This is a genomic window from Nonomuraea sp. NPDC049141 (assembly GCF_040648415.1).
GTDB lineage: Bacteria > Actinomycetota > Actinomycetes > Streptosporangiales > Streptosporangiaceae > Nonomuraea.
The window spans coordinates 237,174-257,160 of the sequence record NZ_JBEZDR010000004.1 but is presented as its reverse complement, the minus strand read 5'-3'; the positions used below and the strand labels follow the sequence as shown (position 1 = coordinate 257,160).

The following is a 19,987-nucleotide window of genomic DNA, read 5'->3' as shown; positions in this document are numbered from 1 at the left end:
GCGCTCTGCGGTGGCCGCTCCGGAGCCTGCGGAGAAGTGGTCGTGCTCACGTCGCCGCCTCCAGGCCGCGTACGGCTCGCGCGAAGGCCTCCCCTCGGGCCGGGTAGTTGGCGAACATGTCCAGCGACGCGCCGGCCGGGGACAGCAGCACGGTGTCCCCTGGGGAGGCGAGCCTGGCGGCTTCGGTGACGACACGGTCCATCGCACCAGTGTCTTGGGCGGAGATGTCCACGACGGGGACATTCGGCGCGTGTCGCGCCAGAGCTTCGGCGATCCGGGCGCGGTCCACGCCGAGCAGCACGGCGCCGCGCAGCCTGGGCGCCGCCCGCCGTACCAGGTCGTCCACGTCGGCGCCCTTGAGCTGGCCGCCCGCGATCCACACGATCGAGGGGTACGACGACAGCGCCGCGGCGGCGGCGTGCGGGTTGGTGGCCTTGGAGTCGTCGACGTAGTCGACCTCGCCGACCCGCTCGACGTGCGCCATGCGGTGCGGGTCGGGCACGAAGTCGAGCAGGCCCTGCCGTACGGACTCGGCGGGGACGCCGAGCGTGCGGGCCAGCGCGGCGGCGGCCAGCGCGTTGGCCACGTTGTGCGGCGCGAGAGGGCGCACGTCGGCGAGCGTCGCGAGCTCCTCGGCGGACTCAGCGGGGTTCGGCACGAACGCCCGGTCCACCAGCAGGTCCTCCACCACGCCGAGCTGGCCCGGCTTGGGCACGAGCAGCGTGAAGCCGACCTTGTCCGGGTAGGGCGCGGCGAGCCGGGAGGCCTCGGGATCGTCGGCGTTGTAGACCACCGTGCCCGCGCGCTCGAAGATGCGGCCCTTGGCCGCGGCGTAGGCCTCCATCGAGCCGTGCCAGTCGAGATGGTCGGGCGCCAGGTTGAGTATCGCGGCGGCGTGCGGGGCGAGCGTGCTCGACCAGTGCAGCTGGAAGCTCGACAGCTCGACGGCCAGCACGTCGTACGGCTCCGCGACGGCCTCGACCACGGGCACGCCCACGTTGCCCACGGCGAGCGCCTTGCGCCCGGCGGCGAGCAGGATGGAGGTGAGCATGCGGACGACGGTCGTCTTGCCGTTGGTGCCGGTCAGCGCGAGCCACGGAGCCGCCTGGGCGGGCCGCAGCCGCCAGGCCAGCTCCACCTCCCCGACCACCTCGACGCCCGCCTCCAGAGCCGCGGCGATCAGCGGGTGGTGCGGCGCCCAGCCGGTGGTGACGAGCCGGGTGACGCCCTCCGGCAGCTCCATCGGGCCGAAGCGCACCTCGACGCCGAGCCCGGCGAGCTCGGCGGCCACGGCGCGCTGGCGTTCGCCCTCGGCGCCCTCGACCACGACGACCGGCTCGCCCCGCGCGGCGAGCACCCGCGCCACCGCGGTGCCCGACACGCCGAGCCCGGCCACGCAGGTGAGGGCCATTACTTGGGCATCCATTCGACGTAGAACAGCCCGAGCCCGAGGGCCGCGCACAACATGGCGATCAGCCAGAAGCGGACCACGATCGTGGTCTCGGCCCAGCCCTTGAGCTCGAAGTGGTGCTGCAGCGGCGCCATCCTGAACACCCGTTTACCGGTCATCTTGAAGAAGCCGACCTGAATGATCACCGACATCGTGATGATCACGCACAGCCCGGCGAGGATGATGAGCAGCAGCTGGGTGCGGGTGGTGATGGCCAGCCCGGCCAGCACGCCGCCCAGGGCCAGCGAGCCGGTGTCGCCCATGAAGATCTTCGCGGGCGGGGCGTTCCACCACAGGAACCCGATCAGCGCCCCGAGCACGGCCGCGGCCACCACGGCCAGGTCGAGCGGATCTCGTACCCAGTAGCAGTTGGGGCCGAGCTGGTCGATGCAGTTGTTGCGCAGCTGCCAGTTGCCGATCAGCACGTAGGCGCCCAGCACCACCCCGGTCGCACCGCTGGCCAGGCCGTCGAGGCCGTCGGTGAGGTTCACCGCGTTGGAGAAGCCGACGATCATGATGAGCACCCAGATGGTGAAGCCCACGAGGCCGATCGACGGCGGCCCGAAGTCGCGCAGGAACGACAGCCGGGGCTCGGCGGGGGTGATGCCGTAGATGTTGGCCTGCCGGGTCACCAGCACCGCGAAGATCGCGCCGATGACGAGCTGGCCGAGCGCCTTGGCACCGCTGCGCAGGCCGAGGCTGCGCTGCTTGTAGATCTTGATGAAGTCGTCGAGGAAGCCGACCGCGCCGAGCCCGGTCATCAGGAACAGCACCAGCATCCCCGAGACGGTCGGCGCCGCCAGCGTGGCGAGGTGGGAGCCGCCGTAGGCGAGCAGCGACGCCAGCACGATCACGGTGCCGCCCATGGTGGGCGTGCCCCGCTTGTCGTAGTGCCCTGACGGGCCCTCCTCACGGATCTCCTGACCGTAGCCGCGCCGGGAGAACAGCCGGATGGCCAGGGGCGTCCCGAGCATCGAGAGGACCAGCCCCACCGCACCGGCGATGACGATATCGATCACTGTTGGGCCCCCCCGAGCAACAGCTCGGCCGTCCGCTCCAGGCCCATCGCCCGGGGCCCCTTGACCAGCACCGCGTCACCCGGGCGCAGCCACCCGGCCAGCTCGGCCGCCGCCGCGGCGGCGTCGGGCACGTGCAGGATGAGCGTCTGCTGCGGGTTCGCGGAACCGCCGGCGAACGGTGGGCCCCCGACGACCGGCGGGACCGGCACGCCGCCCATGCCCTGCGGGCCTGCCGGGCCCTGGGGGAACACCGGTCCACCCACGTGGGGCGGAACCTGCGGTCCACCCACGGTCTGGGGGAACACCGGAGCGCCTACGGGAGGCGGGGCCTGCGGTCCCCCCATGGGGAGCGGGGGCCCGCCCGCGGCGGGCGGGAACGGTGGTGCTCCCGCGAGCGGTGGGCCCGCGGCGGAGGCCTCCTGGACGGCCGCGTAGGCGCCCTGGAGCACCGGCTGGGCGTCGGGGCCGGCGACGATGAGGCCCGCGAGCCCCGAGCCGCCCGCCAGGCGGCCCAGCTCCTCGTTCAAAGTGGCGCTCTCCTCGCCCAGCTCGCGCAGCGCGGCGATGACGGCGAAGCGGCGACGGCCCTTGCCGAGCACACCGAACGCCTCGAACGCGGCCCGCATCGAGTCGGGGTTGGCGTTGTAGGCGTCGTTGACGACCGTGACCCCGTCGGGCCGGTCGGTGACCTCCATCCGCCACCGGCTGACCGGCGTGGCCTCGGACAGCTCCGCGGCGATGGTGGCGACGGGCAGGCCGAGCTCGTAACCGGCCGCGGCGGCGGCCAGGGCGTTCTCCACGGCGTGCGCGCCGTACAGCTTGAGCCGGACCTGCCCGGAGCCCGAAGGGGTGCGCAGCGTGAACGAGGCGCGCCCGCGCTCGTCGACGGTGACGTCCTCGGCGCGGATCGCGGCGGCCTCGGACCGGCCGAACAGCGTGACCCTGGCGTCGGTGCGCGAGGCCATCTCGAGGACCAGCGGGTCGTCGGCGTTGAGCACGGCCACACCGGTCCGCGGCAGCGCCTCGACCAGCTCGCCCTTGGCCTTGGCGATGGCCTCCTTGCCGCCGAACACGCCGATGTGCGCGGTGCCGACGTTGAGCACGATGCCGATCTGCGGCGGCGCGATGCGGGCGAGGTCCTGGATGTGGCCGATGTTGCGGGCGCTGAGCTCCAGCACCAGGTAGCGGGTGTCGGCGTCGGCCCTGAGCACGGTCAGCGGGTGGCCGAGCTCGTTGTTGAACGAGCCGACGGGCGCGATGGTCGGCCCGATCCGCGCGGTCAGCCTGGCCAGGAGGTCCTTGGTGGAGGTCTTGCCGGCCGATCCGGTCACGCCGATCACGGTGACCTGGGGCAGCGCGGCGACGTGGGCCCTGGCCAGGTCGGCGAGCGCGGCGGCGGCGTCGGGGACGATCACCGTGGGCGCCTCGACCGGCCTGGTGGCCAGCACGGCGACGGCGCCGGCCCGGATGGCCTGGGCGGCGAAGTCGTGGCCGTCGACCCGCGCGCCCTTCAAGGCGACGAACAGGGATCCCGGTTCTACGCCCCGTGAGTCGATCACGACGGGACCGCGCACCACGGCGCGAGGGTCGGCCATGCCCGACAGGGCGCCCGAGGTTATCTCGGCGATCCTGGCCAGAGGCAACGGGATCATGCGTGCTTCCTGCTTTCCTTACGTGCGTCGATCGCACCGGCGACCACTTCGCGATCGTCGAAGGGGATCACCTCGCCTGAAACGTACTGGCCCTGCTCGTGACCCTTGCCTGCCACGACGATCACGTCGCCGCGCCCGGCCCGGCCGATCGCCAGGTCGATCGCGGACGCGCGGTCGGGCTCAATGATCACATGAGCGCGGTCATGCTGCGGAACGCGAAGCGCTCCCTCCATCATCGCGGCCAGAATGTCCAAAGGGTCCTCGGAACGAGGATTGTCGCTCGTGAATATGGCCACATCGGCCAGCCGCGCGGCGGACTCGCCCATGACCGGCCGCTTGCCCGCGTCCCGCTCGCCGCCACAGCCGAGCACGACGACCAGGCGGCCCGCGGTGACCTCGCGCAGCGAGCGCAGCACCGACTCGACCGCGGCGGGCTTGTGCGAGTAGTCGACGATCGCCTGGAACTCGTCGCCCGCGCCCGTGATGCGCTGCATGCGGCCGGGGACGCCGATGAGCGTGCCGACGCCGTGGACCGCGGTCTGCAGCGGCACCCCGGCCTCGACGAGCGTGACGATCGCGCCGAGCGCGTTGGCGACGTTGAACGGGCCGGGCAGCGAGATCTGCGCGTCGGCCTCGACGCCGCCGGGACCGGTCACCCGGAACGTGCTGCCGTCGGCGCCCAGCCGCACGTCGAGCGCGCGCCAGGCGGCGTCGGGCGAGCCCAGCGCGGAGAAGGTGGTCATCGGCACCTTCGCGATCGACAGCAGCTCGCGGCCGTAGGGGTCGTCGAGGTTCGTCACACCCACACGGGCCAGATCAGGCTGGAAGAGCCTGGCCTTGGCGGCGAAGTAGTCGTCGAAGTCCTTGTGGAAGTCGAGGTGGTCCTGCGACAGGTTGGTGAACAGGGCGACGTCGTAGTGGAGCCCGTCGACCCGGCCGAGCGCCAGGGCGTGGCTGGAGACTTCCATGGCCGCCGCGGTGACGCCTGTCTCTCGCATGAGCGCGAACAGGCCGTGCAGCTCGGTGGCCTCGGGGGTGGTGAGCCGTGGCTCGAAGCGGAGCTGACCGGCGCGGATCTCGACGCCGCCGACCAGCCCCGTGCTGTGGCCCGCGGCGCGCAGGCCGGCTTCGAGCAGGAACGTGGTGGTGGACTTGCCGCTGGTGCCGGTGACGCCGAGCAACTGGATGTGGTCGGCCGGCCGGCCGTACACCCAGGAGGCGACCTGCCCGAGCACGGCCCGGACGTCGGGCACGACGAGGACGGGCAGGCCGGTCGCGGCGGCGGCCGCGCGGCCGCCGGGATCGGTCAGGACGGCCACGGCGCCGCGCGCCATGGCCTCGGCGGCGAAATCGGCGCCGTGGGACTGGTTGCCCGGCAAAGCCACGTAGAGATCTCCGTGCCGGACCTGGCGGGAGTCGATCGTGACACCGGTGAGCGGGGCGTGTGGCGACCGCGACGTGCCGGAATCGGCGTCGAGCATGGTCGCCAGCCCGGTCAGCGGGCGGGGCGGACTGGTCGTTGGACGCATAGACGACGGGGGACGCACGGCGGCAGCGTACCTTCCCTGGTCACTGTCCCGCGCCAGCCCGCACCGCGGGCGCGGTCGAGCCGGTCGGCGGAATCTTCTTGCTCTTGATGGCGAACGTCATCACGTCCTTGAAAACGGGCGCGGCGACCAGGCCTCCGAAGTGGTCTTTCTTCGGATTCTGCAGCACGGACAGCACGACGAGCCGAGGCGCGTCGGCGGGGGCGAATCCGGCGAACGACGCCGTATAGCCGTCGTAGCGGCCGAGCTCCGCGTCATAGCGGTTGGCCGTGCCGGTCTTGCCCGCCACCCGGTATCCCGGGATGGCGGCCAGCTCGCCGGTGCCCTCGGCGCTCACCGCGGTCTCCAGCATGGTGGTGATCTCCTTGGCGGTTCTGTCGCTGACCACCCTGGTCTTCTTACCGGGAGCGGACGGTACGAACCTGCCCGACGCGTCGGTGGTGCCCGCGACGATCTGCGGCTCGATCTTGACGCCGCCGTTGGCGATCGTCTGGTAGACGCTGGCCATCTGCAACGCGGTCACGGACACGCCCTGCCCGTAGGCGATCGTGCAGCTCTGGCTGCCCGACCAGTTCTTGTAGTTGGGCAGCAGACCGGCCTCCGCGTTCGGCACGCCGCCGCCCGGCCGCTCGCCGAAGCCGAAGGCCTTCAGCATCTGGTAGAGCCGCTCGCTGCCGACCTTGCGCGCGGCCATGATGGTGGCCACGTTGCTCGACTCGGCCACGGCCTGGCGGTAGGTCATCGGCTCCGGCTTGTGCGGGTGCGCGTCGTGCAGCACCCGGTCCGCGCACTTGATGTTGTCCTTGACCTGGAAGACCGTGTCGGGCGTGACGGCCCCGGCCTCCAGGGTGGCGGCGGCGGTGATCACCTTGTTGGTGCTGCCGGGCTCGAAGACGTCCGAGGCGGCCCGGTTGATGTACTGGGAGGCGGGGGCGTTGCGCCAGTTGTTCAGGTTGAGCTCGGGGGCGTTGGCCATGGCGATGATCTGCGCGGTGCGCACGTCCATGACGATGACCGTGCCGCTGCTCGCCGCGGAGTCGGTCACCTGCTGGGCCACCGCCTGCTGGGCGGCCCATTGGATGTCGCGGTCGATGGTCAGCCGCACGTCGGCGCCGTCGACCGGGACCGTGCGCTGGCTGCTGGTCATGGGGATGCGCTGGCCGTCGCGGCCCGTCTCGACGCGCTGCTCACCGTCGCGCCCCTTCAGCAGGGTGTTGCGCGCCTGCTCCATACCGCCCAGGCCGCTCTGCTCATCACCGACGAACCCGATCAGGCTGCCCGCCAGGTCGTCTCCCGGATAGACGCGACGGTAGGTCTTCTTCGAGGTCAGCGCGGGCACGCCGGACTTGAGCACGCGGCTGGCCACGACCGGGTCGACGTCCCTGGCCAGGAGCTGGTAGCGGGTGTCGACCCTGGCCAGCTTGGCGGCCATCTCCTGCGGGGTCCGGCCGAGCTGCTTGGCGAGCAGGGCGGCGACGTTCGCCCGGACCGCGTCCTTGATCTTGGTGGGGTCGATGGCGATCTCGCGGGCCTCGACGGTGACGGCCAGCGCGTGCCCCTTGACGTCGGTGATGGTGCCGCGCTTGGCAGGGATGTCCTCGGTCTGCGTGCGCTGGCCCACCGCCCGCGCCTCGTACACCTTGGAGTCGAGGCCCTGCATCTGGATGAGCCTGCCGCCGAAGATCGACAGGATGAACGTCATGCCGATCAGGCCGATGTTGATGCGCCTGCGCGGGTTGCCCAGACGCAGCACGGGCGGCGGCTTGGGCGGGCGCGGCGGCGCGGGGGGCCTGCGGGGCGGCCCCTCGCCGCCGCGCCGCCCGAAGCTCTGCGCGCGCGTGCGATCGTCGTCCCCGCTACGGCGGAGCCTGGCGTCGTCCCCGCGGCCCTCGTCGCGGGAGCGCCGGACGTCACGGGGGGCTTCTTCGCGGGTACGGCGCAGCGGGCCGTCGTCCTGGCGGCCACGGGACCGGTCGTCCCTGGCCTGCGGGACTCGGCCACCGGCGCGTTCGGCCTCTGGGCGCGGGCGTCCGGAACGCTGGCGGGCCCGGTCCTTGGCGGCGTCGTCCCCGTCAGGCCTGGAACGCCACCTCGGCCCGTCGCCACCCGGCCGGGGACGCCCGCCGATCCCGTCCCCGCCGCCTGAGCGAGACCGCCCACGCGAACCCTCGTCCTCTCTAGAGCGCCCACGCGAACCGTCATCGTCGCGCGACCGCCCACGGGAGCCCTCGCCGTCACGAGAGCGCCCCAGCGAGCCCTCCTCGTCGCGCGACCGCCCAGGCGAGCCCTCGCCGTCGCGAGAGCGCCCACGCGAACCGTCATCCTCGCGCGACCGCCCACGCGAGCCGTCGCCGTCACGAGACCGGCCGCGGGACCCGTCGCGCTCGTCGCCACGGGAGCGGCTTCGCGGGCCGTCGGACTCGTCGTCGCGGGAGCGGCCGCGGGACCCGTCAGCCGGGTCCTGCGGGCGTCGGGCGCGGTCCTCCGCGTCCTCGCGGCCGCCGTCCCGGCCGAGAAGGCCGAAGGGGAGGTCCAGTGGGTCCGGGCGCTGCCTCGGCTCTTTGGGTGGATTGTCGGGCCGGCCCGCCCCCTCCGAGCGAGCCGACCCCGCTTGCCGGCCCTGACGCCCCGGCCCCGCCGGGGTACGGCGAGCGGCGCCGGGCCCTCCCTGAGAGCCGGCGCCGCCGCGGCCGGGACCCTGCCCCCTGCCGCCTGTGTCTCTCACCGTCCTGGGTCCACCTGGCCGCTGTCGGCCCCGGCGTCGGTCAGGACGTTGGGCTTGTCCCAGTCACGATGCTGGCCCTGCAGTTCGGCGTTGTCGGCGACCTGCTGGGGGCCGGTGTTCTTCTCGTTCGCGAGCCTGGCCTCCTCGTTGGCCTGCCGCGCCACCGCGATCTCGTCACGCAGGTTGGCCGCGGTGATGGAGTCCTGCGCGAGAACGGTGTTGAGCAGCAGCAGGCTCACCAGGCCGCCGCACATCAGCCCGACGACGAGCAGCACGAACGGAGCCCGCTGGCGCCCGCGCGACGGACGTCGCTTGAGCGCCGGGCGCGCCCGCTCGGGGCTCGCCGGGATCTCGCCGTCGCCGAGACCGGTCGTCTCCGGTCCGCCGGGACGCGAGCGCGGGATGGGCTTGGACTGGTGAGGCACGCCGGGCCTGCGCGGGCCGGTCTTGGGCGCCGTCTTCGGCAGGACGCCGCGGACGGCCGCGCCCCGCCTGCTCTCCTGCTCAGTCCTCGTGGTCAACACGGATCCTCTCTGCCGCCCGTAGCCGGGCCGAGGTCGCCCGCGGGTTGCGGGCCAACTCTTCTTCGCTTGGGAGCTCAGCTCCCCTCGTCAACAGGCGGAACCGCGGCTGATGGGCCGGCAGCGGGACAGGCAGCCCGGGGGGGCCGGTGTCCTTGGTTCGCGCCGCGAGGACCTGCTTGGTGAGCCGGTCCTCCAGGGAGTGGTAGGAGAGCACGACGACTCTCCCACCGAGCACGAGCGCGTCGAGTGCCGCGGGCAGCGCCGCCTCCAGGGCGGCGAGCTCCGCGTTGACCTCGATGCGCAGTGCCTGAAAAGTTCTCTTGGCGGGGTTGCCCCCGGTGCGCCGGGTGGCGGCTGGAATGGCCTGACGAACGATCTCGGCCAGCCGCTTAGTCGACGTTATGGGGTCCTTGGCCCTTTCCTTGATAATTAGGCCAGCGACACGCGGTGCGAACCGTTCCTCGCCGTAAACGCGGAGGATGCGGGTTAGCTCCGCAGCCGAGTAGGTATTGACCACCTTCTCGGCGGTGAGCTCTTGATCCGTATCCATCCGCATGTCGAGCGGAGCGTCATAGGAATAGGCGAACCCGCGTTCGGCCTCGTCGAGCTGCGGCGAGGACACCCCCAGGTCGAACAGCACCCCGTCGACGGCGGTGCGGCCCGCGTCGGCGAGCACGTCGGCCAGGTCGTCGGACGAGGCGTGGACCAGCGTGGTCCGGTCGGCGTAGGGGGTGAGCCTGCGCGTGGAGAACTCGATCGCGAAAGGGTCGCGGTCGATGCCGATCAGGTGAAGAGACGGATGAGCGGCGAGCAGGGCCTCCGAGTGGCCACCGAGGCCGAGGTTGGCGTCGACGACGACGGCCTCCCGGCCGGTCAGCGCCGGAGCCAAGAGCTCCAGTACGCGGTCGAGCATGACCGGAACGTGACCGCCTGTGCCTGTGTTGTCGTACATCTCCAACCCCCCTCTCGCGTCCTTGCTCGCGGACGACGCGTCCGGACGATCATCGGCCCACCTGGCCCCCACCCGGCGCCGTCCGGCCAGGTCCCCATCCGCACCCTCTTCGTGGAGCCTGCCATCTGACACCGGGGAAGGTGCATCAGCTGGCCGGCAGTGGTTGCGGGTGGAGACCTCGCCGAACGACATCTCCGACGGATCGACCGTGGCTCTAGAGAATCCCTGGCAGCACCTCCTCCGACAGATCGGCGAACGCCTGCTCCTGCGCGTCGAGATAGGTATCCCAGGCTTGGGCGTCCCAGATCTCCAGCCGGGTGTTGGCCCCGATGACCGCGCAGTCACGCACGAGGCCCGCGTATTGGCGCAAGCTCTGCGGGATCGTGATGCGCCCCTGCTTGTCAGGCGTCTCGTCGGACGCGCTGGCGAAGAAGACGCGGCTGTAGTCGCGCACCGCCTTGGCGGTGACCGGGGCGGTGCTGAGAGCCTCGGTAATGCGCTGGAACTCCTCTACGGGAAAGACGTAGAGGCATCGCTCCTGGCCTTTGGTGATCACAAGACCCTCCGCCAGCTCCTCACGGTACTTAGCCGGCAGGAACAGCCGTCCCTTGTCGTCCAGACGCGGCTGATGGGTGCCGAGGAACATCGGCCCCACCTCCCGTGCCTAGCGAAGCGCTCAGCGCTGGCGCACCGGGCCCTCCACTGCGCACCACCATACTCCACTTCTCCCCACCGTCAACTGATTCAACTGCTCTTCGTCGTCCGTCCGCCGCGCGTTACCGCAGGTCAAAGCCATGAGGTCGAGTGGGGGGCGCCAGGGCGCGGCCCAACCCTCATGGGCGTGTCGAGGGTTGAAATGACCATCGAATTAGCGGATCGCGCGCTGCGCGAAGCGCCGCGTGGTGGAAAGTGGAGCGCGCCGTCAGGGCGACTGTCACGAGATTCGACCCCGTATGCCACAAGAACCGGAACCTTGGGCAGGTTCTCTGGAATATCGGTAAAAGTCGCTCCAGAACCCGCAGCGTCGTAGGGTCGTACACACAATGGAAAAGGAATGGCATGGCTCCCGCTATCACACTCTCACGTGCGGGACTGCCGTAGCACTTCTCATGGAGGCCTGGTGGCAGTAACCCATGACGTCCCGAGCCGGCTCGATGAGCTGGTCTCCACCGCGCACCGGATCCGGCAGGCCATCGAGTCGGTGATCGAGGGCAAAGGGGACGCCGTCCGCCTCACTCTGACCGTCCTGCTGGCCGAGGGCCACCTGCTGATCGAGGACGTGCCGGGGGTCGGCAAGACCATGCTGGCCAAGGCGCTGGCGAAGTCCATCGACTGCCCGGTCCGGCGCATTCAGTTCACGCCGGACCTGCTGCCCAGCGACATCACCGGAGTGAGCGCCTACAACCAGCAGACCCGGGAGTTCGAGTTCAAGCCGGGACCCGTGTTCGCCAACATCGTGGTGGGCGACGAGATCAACCGGGCCTCGCCCAAGACGCAGTCGGCGCTGCTGGAGTGCATGGAAGAGCGCCAGGTGACGGTTGACGGGGTGACCTACCGGCTCGACGCGCCCTTCATGGTGATCGCCACGCAGAACCCGATCGAGATGGAGGGCACCTACCCTCTGCCGGAGGCGCAGCGCGACCGCTTCACCGCGCGGGTCGCGATGGGCTACCCGGAGCCGTCGGCCGAACTGGAGATGCTCGACGTGCACGGCGGCACCCCGCCGCTGGACAAGCTGGAGCCGGTCGCGACGACCGCCGAGGTGCGCGCGCTGATCGACGCGGTGCGCGGCGTCTACGTCTCGCAGCCGGTCAAGAAGTACGCCATCGACCTCGCGGTCGCCACCCGCCACTCCCCCGACCTGCGGCTGGGCGCCTCGCCGCGCTCGACGCTGCAGCTGGTCAGGGCGGCCAGGGCGAACGCGGCGCTGTCCGGGCGCGACTACGTCATCCCGGACGACCTGCAGGAGCTGGCCGTGCCGGTGCTCGCGCATCGGCTGCTGCCCAGCATCGAGGCCCAGGGCCAGCGCCGCCTGCCGGAGCAGGTGGTGGCCGAGCTCGTCAGACGCGTACCCGTGCCGGAGACGCGAGCGTCGTGAGAGACGGACTGCGGGCGCTGACCTCCAGGGGACGTTCGTTCCTGGCCTCCGGGGTGGCCGCCATGCTGATGGCCTTCCTGCTGGGCGAGAACGACCTGTTCAGGATCGGGGTGCTGGTGACGGCGCTGCCGCTGCTCGCCGCGATGGTGGTGGCGCGCACCCGCTACCGGCTGAGCTGCGCGCGGCGTCTCGACCCGGCCAGGGCGGAGGTGGGCGGCGAGGCGACCGTGACGCTGCGCCTGGAGAACGTCACCCGGCTGCCCACCGGGCTGCTGCTGATCGAGGACACCGTGCCGTACGCGCTGGGTGTGCGGCCCCGGTTCGTGCTGGACCGGGTGGAGTCGCGCGGGGTCCGGGAGATCGACTACCGGGTCCGCTCCGACCTGCGGGGCCGCTACACGATCGGCCCGCTGTCGGTGCGGATCACCGATCCGTTCGGGCTGGTGGAGCTGACCCGCGGGTTCACGATCAGCGACACGCTGGTGGTGACGCCGCAGGTGGTGGCGCTGCCCCACGTACGGCTGTCGGGCGAGTGGACCGGCGGCGGCGACAGCCGCACCAGGAGCGTGGCGGCGGCGGGCGACGACGACGTGGCCCCGCGCGAGTACCGGCAGGGCGACGACCTGCGCCGGGTGCACTGGCGCTCCACCGCCCGCCACGGCGAGCTGATGGTGCGGCGCGAGGAGCAGCAGTGGCAGAGCCGCGGCGCGCTGCTGCTGGACACGCGCCGCTACGCCCACCGCGGCGAGGGCCCGCGCTCCTCCTTCGAGGTGGCGGTCTCGGCCGCGGCCTCGATCGGCGTGCATCTCGCCCATGAGGGGCTCGGCCTGCGGCTGGTGACCGACCAGGGCGCCGAGCACCTGACCGACACCGGGCTGAGCTGGTCGCTGCTCGACACCCTCGCGGTGGTACGGAACAGCACCGCCCGCTCGCTGGAGATGGGGGTGTCCGCGCTCCGCCAGGGCGGCGGCGACGGACTGATCGTGGCGGTGCTCGGCTCGCTGGACCCGGAGGAGGCCAGGGAGCTGGCCAGGCTCCGGCACGGCGGCATCACCGGTGTGGCCGTACTCCTCGACGTGAGCACGTGGGACGGCGGCGAGCCCGGCTCCACGGAGAACTACGAGGCGGTGCAGGGCGTGCTCGCCGGTTACGGATGGCGCATCGTGCGGCTGCCCGCCGGCGTCTCGGTCGCCTCCGTCTGGCAGGACGCCGCCAACCGCGGCAGGTACGCCCTCAACTCGGCGGGAGGTGCGGCATGAGGCTGTCGGTCGCCGCGGCGGTGGCCACGTTCTGCGCGGCCGTCATGCTCTATCCGCTGTTCCAGGGCGGCTTCTGGTTCTGGGGGTCGCTGGGCGCGGTGCTCTCGGTGATGTGCGCCGGCCTGGTGAGCGGGCGGCTGTCGCTGCCCGCGTGGGCGGCGGCCCTGGTGAGCGTGGCCGCGCTGTGGATCTACCTGACCCTGTCCTTCGCCTCCGACAAGGCGTGGGCGTGGGTGGTGCCGACCAAGGGGTCGGTGGTGGAGCTGGGCAAGCTGCTGGGCACCGGCTGGGCCGACATCCAGCGGTTCGCCGCGCCGGTGCCCGCCACCGAGGGCATCGCGCTGCTGACGGCCGGCGGCGTGGGGCTCATCGCGATCGTGGTGGACCTGTTCGCCGCCCGGTTGCGGCGGGCGGCGCTGGCGGGGCTGCCGATGCTGGCGCTGGCGACGGTGCCGGCCACGATCCTGCCGGATCCGATCAGCTGGCCCGCGTTCATCATCGCCGCCCTCGGCTTCACCAGCCTGCTGATCGCCGACGGCCGCGAACGCATCGGCCACTGGGGCCGCGCGGTGCTGGTCAGGCGGACTCGCATCGCCACCTCGCCGGTGCCGGGCGCCGAGCGCGAGACGGCCGACACGCGGGGGCTGCGCCTGTCGGGCAAGCGCATCGGGTTCGCCGCGATCGCGCTGGCGGTCCTGGTGCCCGCGGCTCTGCCGGCGATGGAGCCGGTGTCGTTCTTCAGCTTCGGCGTGGGCGGCAGGGGCTCGGGCAAGGGCAACTCGATCAGCATCCCCGACCCGATCGCCGGCCTGAAGGGCCAGCTGGAGCTGCCGGAACGGCGCACCGTGCTGTCCTACACCAACAGCGACGACCAGCCCCGGTACCTGCGGATCTACTCGCTCGACACCTTCGACGGCGAGAAGTTCGGCATGACGGAGCCGAAGGGCGCGCCGGACAACAAGACGGAGAACGGCCCGCTGCCCGCTCCGCCCGGCCTGTCTCCGGCGACCAAGGTCTCGAACGTGACGACCAGGATCCAGATCAGCGACGAGATCGAGCGGCTGGTGTTCCTGCCCCTGCCGTACCCGGCGCGGCAGATCCGCATCGACGGCGACTGGCGCGCGGACGTCAGCACGCTGATGGTCTTCTCCACCAGGGACGAGGCCGCCGGCCTCGGCTACGACGTGCTCACCACCGAGCCCGACGTGACCTCGGCCCAGCTCGACGCGCTGCCGCAGGCCAGGGCCGCGGCCAGCGACCCGCGCTACCTGAAGCTGCCGGAGAACCTCCCCTCGGAGATCAGGGACCTGGCGCTCAAGGTGACCGCGAACGCCCATACGAGCTACGAGGCCGCGGTGAAGATCCAGGAGTTCTTCACCAAGACCGGCGACTTCACCTACAGCCTCAGGACGCAGGGCTCCGGCAACTCCGCGCTGAAGGACTTCCTGCTGCGCAGCAGGGCGGGTTACTGCGAGCAGTTCGCCGCGTCGATGGCGCTGCTGGCCAGGATCGCGGGCATCCCCTCCAGGGTGGCGATCGGCTACACGGGAGGTACGAAGGTCGGCGACAGGTGGACGGTCGGCACGAACGACTCCCACTCGTGGCCGGAGCTGTACTTCGACGGCGTGGGCTGGCTGCCGTTCGAGCCCACCCCGACGGGCTCACTCGGCCAGGGCAGCGCCCGGGTGCCCGCCTACACGCAGCCGCTCCCCCGCTCGACGAGTGACAACGCCTCACCGACGCCCGGAGCGACCAGCACGGGCGACGACTCGCCGCTCAACCCGCAGAACCGGGAGAACCCCCGCGTACTCGACCGCGAGGCCACCCTCGCCGACAGCGGGCTGCCCGTGGACGACTCGATGCCGCTGATCGGCAAGCTCGGCATCGGCGCGGGCGTGCTCCTGCTCATCCTGCTGATCCCGGCCGGGATCCGGCTGGTCACCAGGAGCAGGCGGGTCCGCGCGCTGAGCTGGAAGGTGTCCGAGCCGTCGGACGAGGTGACGGCCAAGGTGGTGGCGGGCAGCCACCCGTCCGTGGCGGCCGCCTGGGCGGAGCTGGACGACGTGCTGTTCGACTACGGAATGGCCCGCCAGCCCAGCGAGACGCCCCGGGCCCTGGCGCGGCGGCTGACCGAACGCTATGAGTTCGACGCCGAGTCGGCCGCGTCCGTTTCTGCGATCGCTTCGGCGGTCGAGCGGGCGCTGTTCGCGCGGAACGTCGGCGAGCTCACGCCGATGCGGAAGGACCTGCGGAAGGTACGGCAGGCGCTGGCGGCCACGGTGTCGCGCCGGCGGCGGGTGCGGGCCGTGCTGCTGCCCCCCTCGACGCTGCGGCGGCTGCGGCGGATGGGCGAGCGGGTGCTCGACGGATTCGACCGGCTGGAGAACATCAGGTTGCGGCGGACGGCAGCCCAGAAGGGCTCATGACCGTCTGACTCGACCGTGCGGTCGTTCCCCCTCGCCGGGGGGCGGCCGCACGGTCGTATGGAGGCTCTTTCGCGCTCAGCGCTCGTCGTGACGACGGCGCCAGCGCTCTTCCATGCGCTCCATGAAGCTGCCACGGTTGCCCCGGCGGGCCGGCTTGCCCGAAACGGACGCCCCCGAGGCGGGCGCGGCGTCACCGAACCCGTTCATGCGTTTCCAGCTCGACAGACCCCACAGACACGCGGCGAGCATGACCACGAAACCGCCGACGCCGAGCGGAATCAAATTGATCACTACGCCGACCATCAGCAGGACGACGCCGAGGGCAAAGCCGATGGAGGCCTTGATGAGGCGACGCTTGTAATGGCTGCGCGGGTCACTGATCCTTACGGTGTTGGCCCACTTCGGGTCCTCGGCGTAGAGGGCCTGCTCGATCTGGTCGAGCAAGCGCTGCTCGTGCTCAGAGAGCGGCACGGCGCCTCCCAAGGACGGCCCCAGGACGGGGAAGACGGCTACGGACGACACGGGGTGTCCGAACCTCGCGGTCGGTTATCCCCAGAATACGAGGCTGTAGGCGTGGGCGAAAGCAAACGCCCAACGCAGACCAAACCGGAGGTGACGTCATGACTCCATTGTGGGTCATCCGCCGCCCCTCCCCAGAAATCCTGACATTGACGTCATGCCTCCATTTCATCAAGTCTGCCGCGTACAAGCGACGCTGGGAGCACCGCATCAGGACCAAATCTTCGGATCGCCTGATCCATGGCTTGCTCGGCCTCCCGCCAGCCGGTCTCCCGATCGCCCAGGCCGAGCTGGCGCGAGGCCGAATCGGCGGGGCGGAGATTCTCCATCCGGACCCCGACGAGGCGCAGTCGCACCCGCTCAAGCCCTGCCGCCTCGAAGAGCTCGCAGGCGGTCGCGTAGATCTCCTGGGCCACGTCGGTCGGCTCTCTGAGGGTCCTGGACCGGTTGATGGTGGAGAAATCGGCACGGCGCAGCTTCACGCTCACAGTCCTGCCCACGTGGCCGGCCTTACGCATCCGGGAGGCCACTCGCTCGGACAGACGCAGCAACTCGCGTTTGATCACTTCGGGGTCGTCGATGTCGGCCGCGAAGGTCTCCTCGTTGCCGATGCTCTTGTCGGGCACGTGCGCGGTCACCGGGCGCTCGTCGCGCCCCCAGGCCAGCGCGGCCAGATGGCCTCCCACGGCCTGGCCCAGCTCGCGCCGAAGGGTAGGGACGGGGACCCTGGCCAGATCGCCGACCGTGCGGATGCCGAGACGCACCAGGGACTGCTCTGTGCGCTCACCGACGCCCCACAGCGCCGACACGGGCAGCGGGTGGAGGAAATCCACCACCTCGCCCTCAGGGACCACCAGGAGGCCGTCTGGCTTGCACTGTTTTGAGGCGAGTTTCGCCACGAATTTGCTGCTCGCCACACCCACCGAACACGTGATGCCGTAACGCTCCAGCACCTGGGCCCTGATCATCGAGGCGATCGCGACGGGCGAGCCCAGCCTGCGCCGGGCACCGCCGACGTCGAGGAACGCCTCGTCGGAGGCGATCGGCTCGACCATCGGGGTGATCGCGTGGAAGACCTCCATGACACCCTTGGAGACCTCGGAGTATTTGCCGTGGCTGGGCGGGATGATCGTGGCCTGCGGGCACATCCTGCGCGCCCTGCTCATCGGCATCGCCGAGTGCACGCCGAAGGACCTGGCCTCATAGGTGGCGCTGAGCACCACGCCGCGCCCGGCCGGCGAGCCGACGATCACCGGACGCCCCCGCAGCTCCGGGCGGTCGAGCAGCTCGACGCTGGCGAAGAAGGCGTCCATGTCGACATGCAGGATCGGGCAGCCGCCGTCATCGGCCCCGGTCTGTGGAGCGGGGCCGATGCCCGTGATCTGCTTACGAGACACGCCACCATTCTATCCGAACACGCGTTCTATGCTAGGAGCTGATCAGCCACAATGGCCGAGGACGTGGAGCTGAGTGGCGATGTCACGCAGCACGGGGTGGGCCGCGGCGGCCTGTTCGAGAGCGACGAGGGCCTCGGCCGCGCCCGGCTCGCCGTCGACCAGCCTGCTGGGCACCAGGTCGGCGAACACCCGCACGCCGTGCACCTCCCCGACCGTGAAGCCGGTCGCGGCCAGCAACTGGGCGAGCGCCTCGGCGGTGTAGCGGCGCGGCGTGGGGTCGCGGTCGCCCCAACTGCCCCGCGGGTCGCTCAGCACGGCCCTGGCCTCGTCGAACTGCCCCGCGAGCGCCCGGTGGATGGCACTGGCCACCGGGTTGGCGGCCAGCACGCTGACCGCGCCGCCCGCGCGCAGCACGCCGGCCACGGCCGTCAGCGCGCTGATCGGGTCTTCCACGTATTCGAGCACGCTGTGGCAGAGGACCAGGTCGACGCTGTCGCGGTCGAGCAGGTCGCCCAGGTCGGCGGCGTCGCCCTGCAGGGCGCGCACGCCCACGCCCTTCTCCTTGGCCCTGCGCTCCAGCGCGGCCAGCGAGTCGGGACTCGGGTCGACCACGGTGACCGTGTGGCCCAGCTCGGCCAGCGGCACGGCGAACCCGCCGGTCCCGCCGCCGGCGTCGACGATGTCGAGGTCATCACGCCCCGTGGCGGCCGCCCGCTCGGCCAGCACCGCCCGCAGCGCCGCCCAGACGACGGCGGTCCGCACCGCCGGAGTCCTCGTGACGCCTGCGGCACGTCCTTCAGCACGCAACGTCGGCTCGCCTCCCTTTGCTCCCACAACCCCGCCCCAGCCTACGCGGTGTGGGAGATCGCCCGCTCCGCCTCCTCGCTTCCAGGATCGTCGAAGCGCGCCCGCGGGTGACGCCTGATGCGGTGGGGTCGGGAGCTACTTATCTACATACAGAGGGATTTATGAGGATTTTGTGGCGAATCTCGCTATTTGCGGTGGTGCTGGGGTCGCCGGCGGCCGTACCGGCTCAGGCCGAGACGGTGGGTGAGGTCTACGGCGCGTACTCGCGGATGACCTCGCGCAGCGCCGGTCAGTTCTGGGCCGATGGGCGGGCGGCCGGGCAGTGGGCCTGGAAGCCGCTGTCGGCCACCACATCGGAGATCAGCTGGGGCGACCCCGCCAAGTGGCCGCCGAACTACGCGGAGAAGTTCGTCCACGAGGGCGGCTGGGTCATGCTCGACGGCTGGCGCGACAACGGCACCTACTACCGCCTGCGGATCACCAAGGAGCAGATCGGCGACGCCAAGTGCGGGAACCTGCGCACGCTGGCTACCAGCGGCCGACAGCACTACGTGAAGTGGGACATCCCCAGCCAGATCTACTGCCTCAAGGCCTGGGGCAGCATCACCGAGGAGTCATCGGGCAAGGTCGTCGACTTCGGCCACACACAGATCTGGTCGCCGCCCGCGCCCTGCGACAACGCGAAGTACGGCGCGCAGACCTGCGTCAAGCAGTGGGAGTCCTGGTGGGACAACCAGGGGCAGCCCGGCAAGCCGATCACCAGGAAGCTGGAGCGTGACCAGTTCATCGCCCGGGGCATCGGCATGGCCTTCGCCATCCGGCAGTACTTCCCCAAGGCGTGGCAGGCCGACGCGCACTCCGACTGGACCTGGTAGGACACCGGTGCCCCGCCGGCTGGGATGGACCGGCGGGGCGTTTTGTGGGGCGTCGGCGCCCATGGCCAGCGCTGAGTTCCTGACGCGGGACGGGACCGGGGCGGGTGGGCTCCTGTCGAAGCCGCACGGTCAACCAGGCGACAGCAGGCATCGAACGGTTGACCGTGCGGTGTACACGTCCCTCGCCTAGCGCAAGCCGTGCAGGCCGCGTGTCTGGAACGTACCTCGCCCATATGGACGGCCTTCGGGGCAGAAGTAGGAATTTCTTCTACCCGGAGGGACAGGAATCCCCCGACGGTAGAACCGGATTCACCTGAAGAGGGTGTCTAAAGGGTGATACTTGGCTTCAGTTGCTTGAAGCGGGCCAGCAGCCCGTTCACGAACTGGGGCGACTCGTCCGTGGACAGCTCGCCCGCCAGGTGCACCCACTCGCTGATGACCACGCCCTCGGGGACGTCGGGCATCCACAGGAGCTCGTAGGTGCCCCCACGCAGCAGGTTGCGGTCGACCGCGGGCATGCGGTCGAGGGTCCAGCCTTCGGAGTAGGTGGTGATGAGCTCGTCGATGCGGGCCTGGTGACGGGCGACGCCCTCGACGATGGTCGAGGTGTATTCGTTGACCGGGGGGTCCTGCCGTTCGACCCGCTCGGCGAGGATCCGCAGGGGATCCTCGCTGCGGAGTTCGGACTCGAAGAGGATGTCGAGCGCGCGCCTGCGTGCTTTGCCTCGTGCCGACAC

General features: G+C 71.2%; 16 protein-coding genes. 4 read left to right on the top strand and 12 right to left on the bottom strand.

Translation table 11 applies throughout. The annotated features are described in order from the left end of the window. Positions 1 to 46: 46 nt before the first annotated feature. From murD to mraZ, 8 genes are all read right to left on the bottom strand, one after another. The gene (gene murD, locus AB0B91_RS13445; RefSeq protein WP_358318559.1) at positions 47 to 1,426 is read right to left on the bottom strand and encodes a UDP-N-acetylmuramoyl-L-alanine--D-glutamate ligase; all 1,380 of its coding nucleotides are present in this window, start codon (positions 1,424 to 1,426) and stop codon (positions 47 to 49) included. Further along, entirely contained in the window at positions 1,411 to 2,469 is a 1,059-nt protein-coding gene (gene mraY / locus AB0B91_RS13440) for a phospho-N-acetylmuramoyl-pentapeptide-transferase (protein WP_358318558.1), read from the bottom strand. The genes murD and mraY overlap by 16 nt, the downstream gene beginning before the upstream one ends. Continuing rightward, the gene (gene murF, locus AB0B91_RS13435; protein ID WP_358318557.1) at positions 2,466 to 4,121 is read right to left on the bottom strand and encodes a UDP-N-acetylmuramoyl-tripeptide--D-alanyl-D-alanine ligase; all 1,656 of its coding nucleotides are present in this window, start codon (positions 4,119 to 4,121) and stop codon (positions 2,466 to 2,468) included. Before murF ends, mraY begins: the two co-directional genes overlap by 4 nt. Next, complete coding sequence (locus tag AB0B91_RS13430) at positions 4,118 to 5,650, bottom strand: UDP-N-acetylmuramoyl-L-alanyl-D-glutamate--2,6-diaminopimelate ligase (RefSeq protein WP_358318556.1); 1,533 nt, start codon at positions 5,648 to 5,650, stop codon at positions 4,118 to 4,120. Before AB0B91_RS13430 ends, murF begins: the two co-directional genes overlap by 4 nt. 40 nt (positions 5,651 to 5,690) lie before the next feature. After that, on the bottom strand, positions 5,691 to 8,393 hold the full coding sequence (locus tag AB0B91_RS13425; RefSeq protein WP_358318555.1) for a penicillin-binding transpeptidase domain-containing protein: 2,703 nt from the start codon (positions 8,391 to 8,393) through the stop codon (positions 5,691 to 5,693). Further along, positions 8,390 to 8,914, bottom strand: a complete 525-nt coding sequence (locus AB0B91_RS13420; protein ID WP_358318554.1) for a hypothetical protein — start codon at positions 8,912 to 8,914, stop codon at positions 8,390 to 8,392. Before AB0B91_RS13420 ends, AB0B91_RS13425 begins: the two co-directional genes overlap by 4 nt. After that, positions 8,898 to 9,869 carry a 16S rRNA (cytosine(1402)-N(4))-methyltransferase RsmH gene (gene rsmH / locus AB0B91_RS13415; RefSeq protein ID WP_358318553.1) on the bottom strand — a complete coding sequence of 324 codons (972 nt, stop codon included), beginning with the start codon at positions 9,867 to 9,869 and terminating at the stop codon, positions 8,898 to 8,900. Before rsmH ends, AB0B91_RS13420 begins: the two co-directional genes overlap by 17 nt. A 214-nt stretch (positions 9,870 to 10,083) precedes the next feature. Next, positions 10,084 to 10,515: a division/cell wall cluster transcriptional repressor MraZ gene (mraZ, locus tag AB0B91_RS13410; RefSeq protein WP_214637671.1), complete on the bottom strand. Its 432-nt coding sequence runs from the start codon at positions 10,513 to 10,515 to the stop codon at positions 10,084 to 10,086. 474 nt (positions 10,516 to 10,989) lie between these two features. Here mraZ and AB0B91_RS13405 point away from each other — a divergent pair, with 474 nt between their 5' ends. The 3 genes from AB0B91_RS13405 to AB0B91_RS13395 are packed head-to-tail and all read left to right on the top strand — an operon-like array spanning position 10,990 to position 15,652. Beyond that, positions 10,990 to 11,967: a MoxR family ATPase gene (locus AB0B91_RS13405; protein ID WP_358318552.1), complete on the top strand. Its 978-nt coding sequence runs from the start codon at positions 10,990 to 10,992 to the stop codon at positions 11,965 to 11,967. Next, the gene (locus tag AB0B91_RS13400) at positions 11,964 to 13,226 is read left to right on the top strand and encodes a DUF58 domain-containing protein (RefSeq protein ID WP_358318551.1); all 1,263 of its coding nucleotides are present in this window, start codon (positions 11,964 to 11,966) and stop codon (positions 13,224 to 13,226) included. The genes AB0B91_RS13405 and AB0B91_RS13400 overlap by 4 nt, the downstream gene beginning before the upstream one ends. Continuing rightward, positions 13,223 to 15,652: a DUF3488 and transglutaminase-like domain-containing protein gene (locus AB0B91_RS13395; RefSeq protein ID WP_358318550.1), complete on the top strand. Its 2,430-nt coding sequence runs from the start codon at positions 13,223 to 13,225 to the stop codon at positions 15,650 to 15,652. The genes AB0B91_RS13400 and AB0B91_RS13395 overlap by 4 nt, the downstream gene beginning before the upstream one ends. Before the next feature lie 75 nt (positions 15,653 to 15,727). Here AB0B91_RS13395 and AB0B91_RS13390 read toward each other — a convergent pair whose 3' ends face one another. From AB0B91_RS13390 to AB0B91_RS13380, 3 genes are all read right to left on the bottom strand, one after another. Next, positions 15,728 to 16,123, bottom strand: a complete 396-nt coding sequence (locus AB0B91_RS13390) for a DUF3040 domain-containing protein (RefSeq protein WP_214637675.1) — start codon at positions 16,121 to 16,123, stop codon at positions 15,728 to 15,730. Between the two features lie 203 nt (positions 16,124 to 16,326). Beyond that, positions 16,327 to 17,568, bottom strand: a complete 1,242-nt coding sequence (gene dinB / locus AB0B91_RS13385; RefSeq protein WP_358318549.1) for a DNA polymerase IV — start codon at positions 17,566 to 17,568, stop codon at positions 16,327 to 16,329. A 42-nt stretch (positions 17,569 to 17,610) separates the two neighbouring features. After that, positions 17,611 to 18,330, bottom strand: coding sequence for a methyltransferase domain-containing protein (locus AB0B91_RS13380; RefSeq protein WP_358318548.1), 720 nt, complete (start codon positions 18,328 to 18,330; stop codon positions 17,611 to 17,613). A 239-nt stretch (positions 18,331 to 18,569) separates the two neighbouring features. Here AB0B91_RS13380 and AB0B91_RS13375 point away from each other — a divergent pair, with 239 nt between their 5' ends. After that, positions 18,570 to 19,250, top strand: coding sequence for a hypothetical protein (locus AB0B91_RS13375; protein WP_358318547.1), 681 nt, complete (start codon positions 18,570 to 18,572; stop codon positions 19,248 to 19,250). Between the two features lie 326 nt (positions 19,251 to 19,576). Here the strand turns inward: AB0B91_RS13375 and nusB are convergent, their stop codons facing one another. Next, positions 19,577 to 19,987, bottom strand: a complete 411-nt coding sequence (gene nusB, locus AB0B91_RS13370; RefSeq protein WP_358318546.1) for a transcription antitermination factor NusB — start codon at positions 19,985 to 19,987, stop codon at positions 19,577 to 19,579.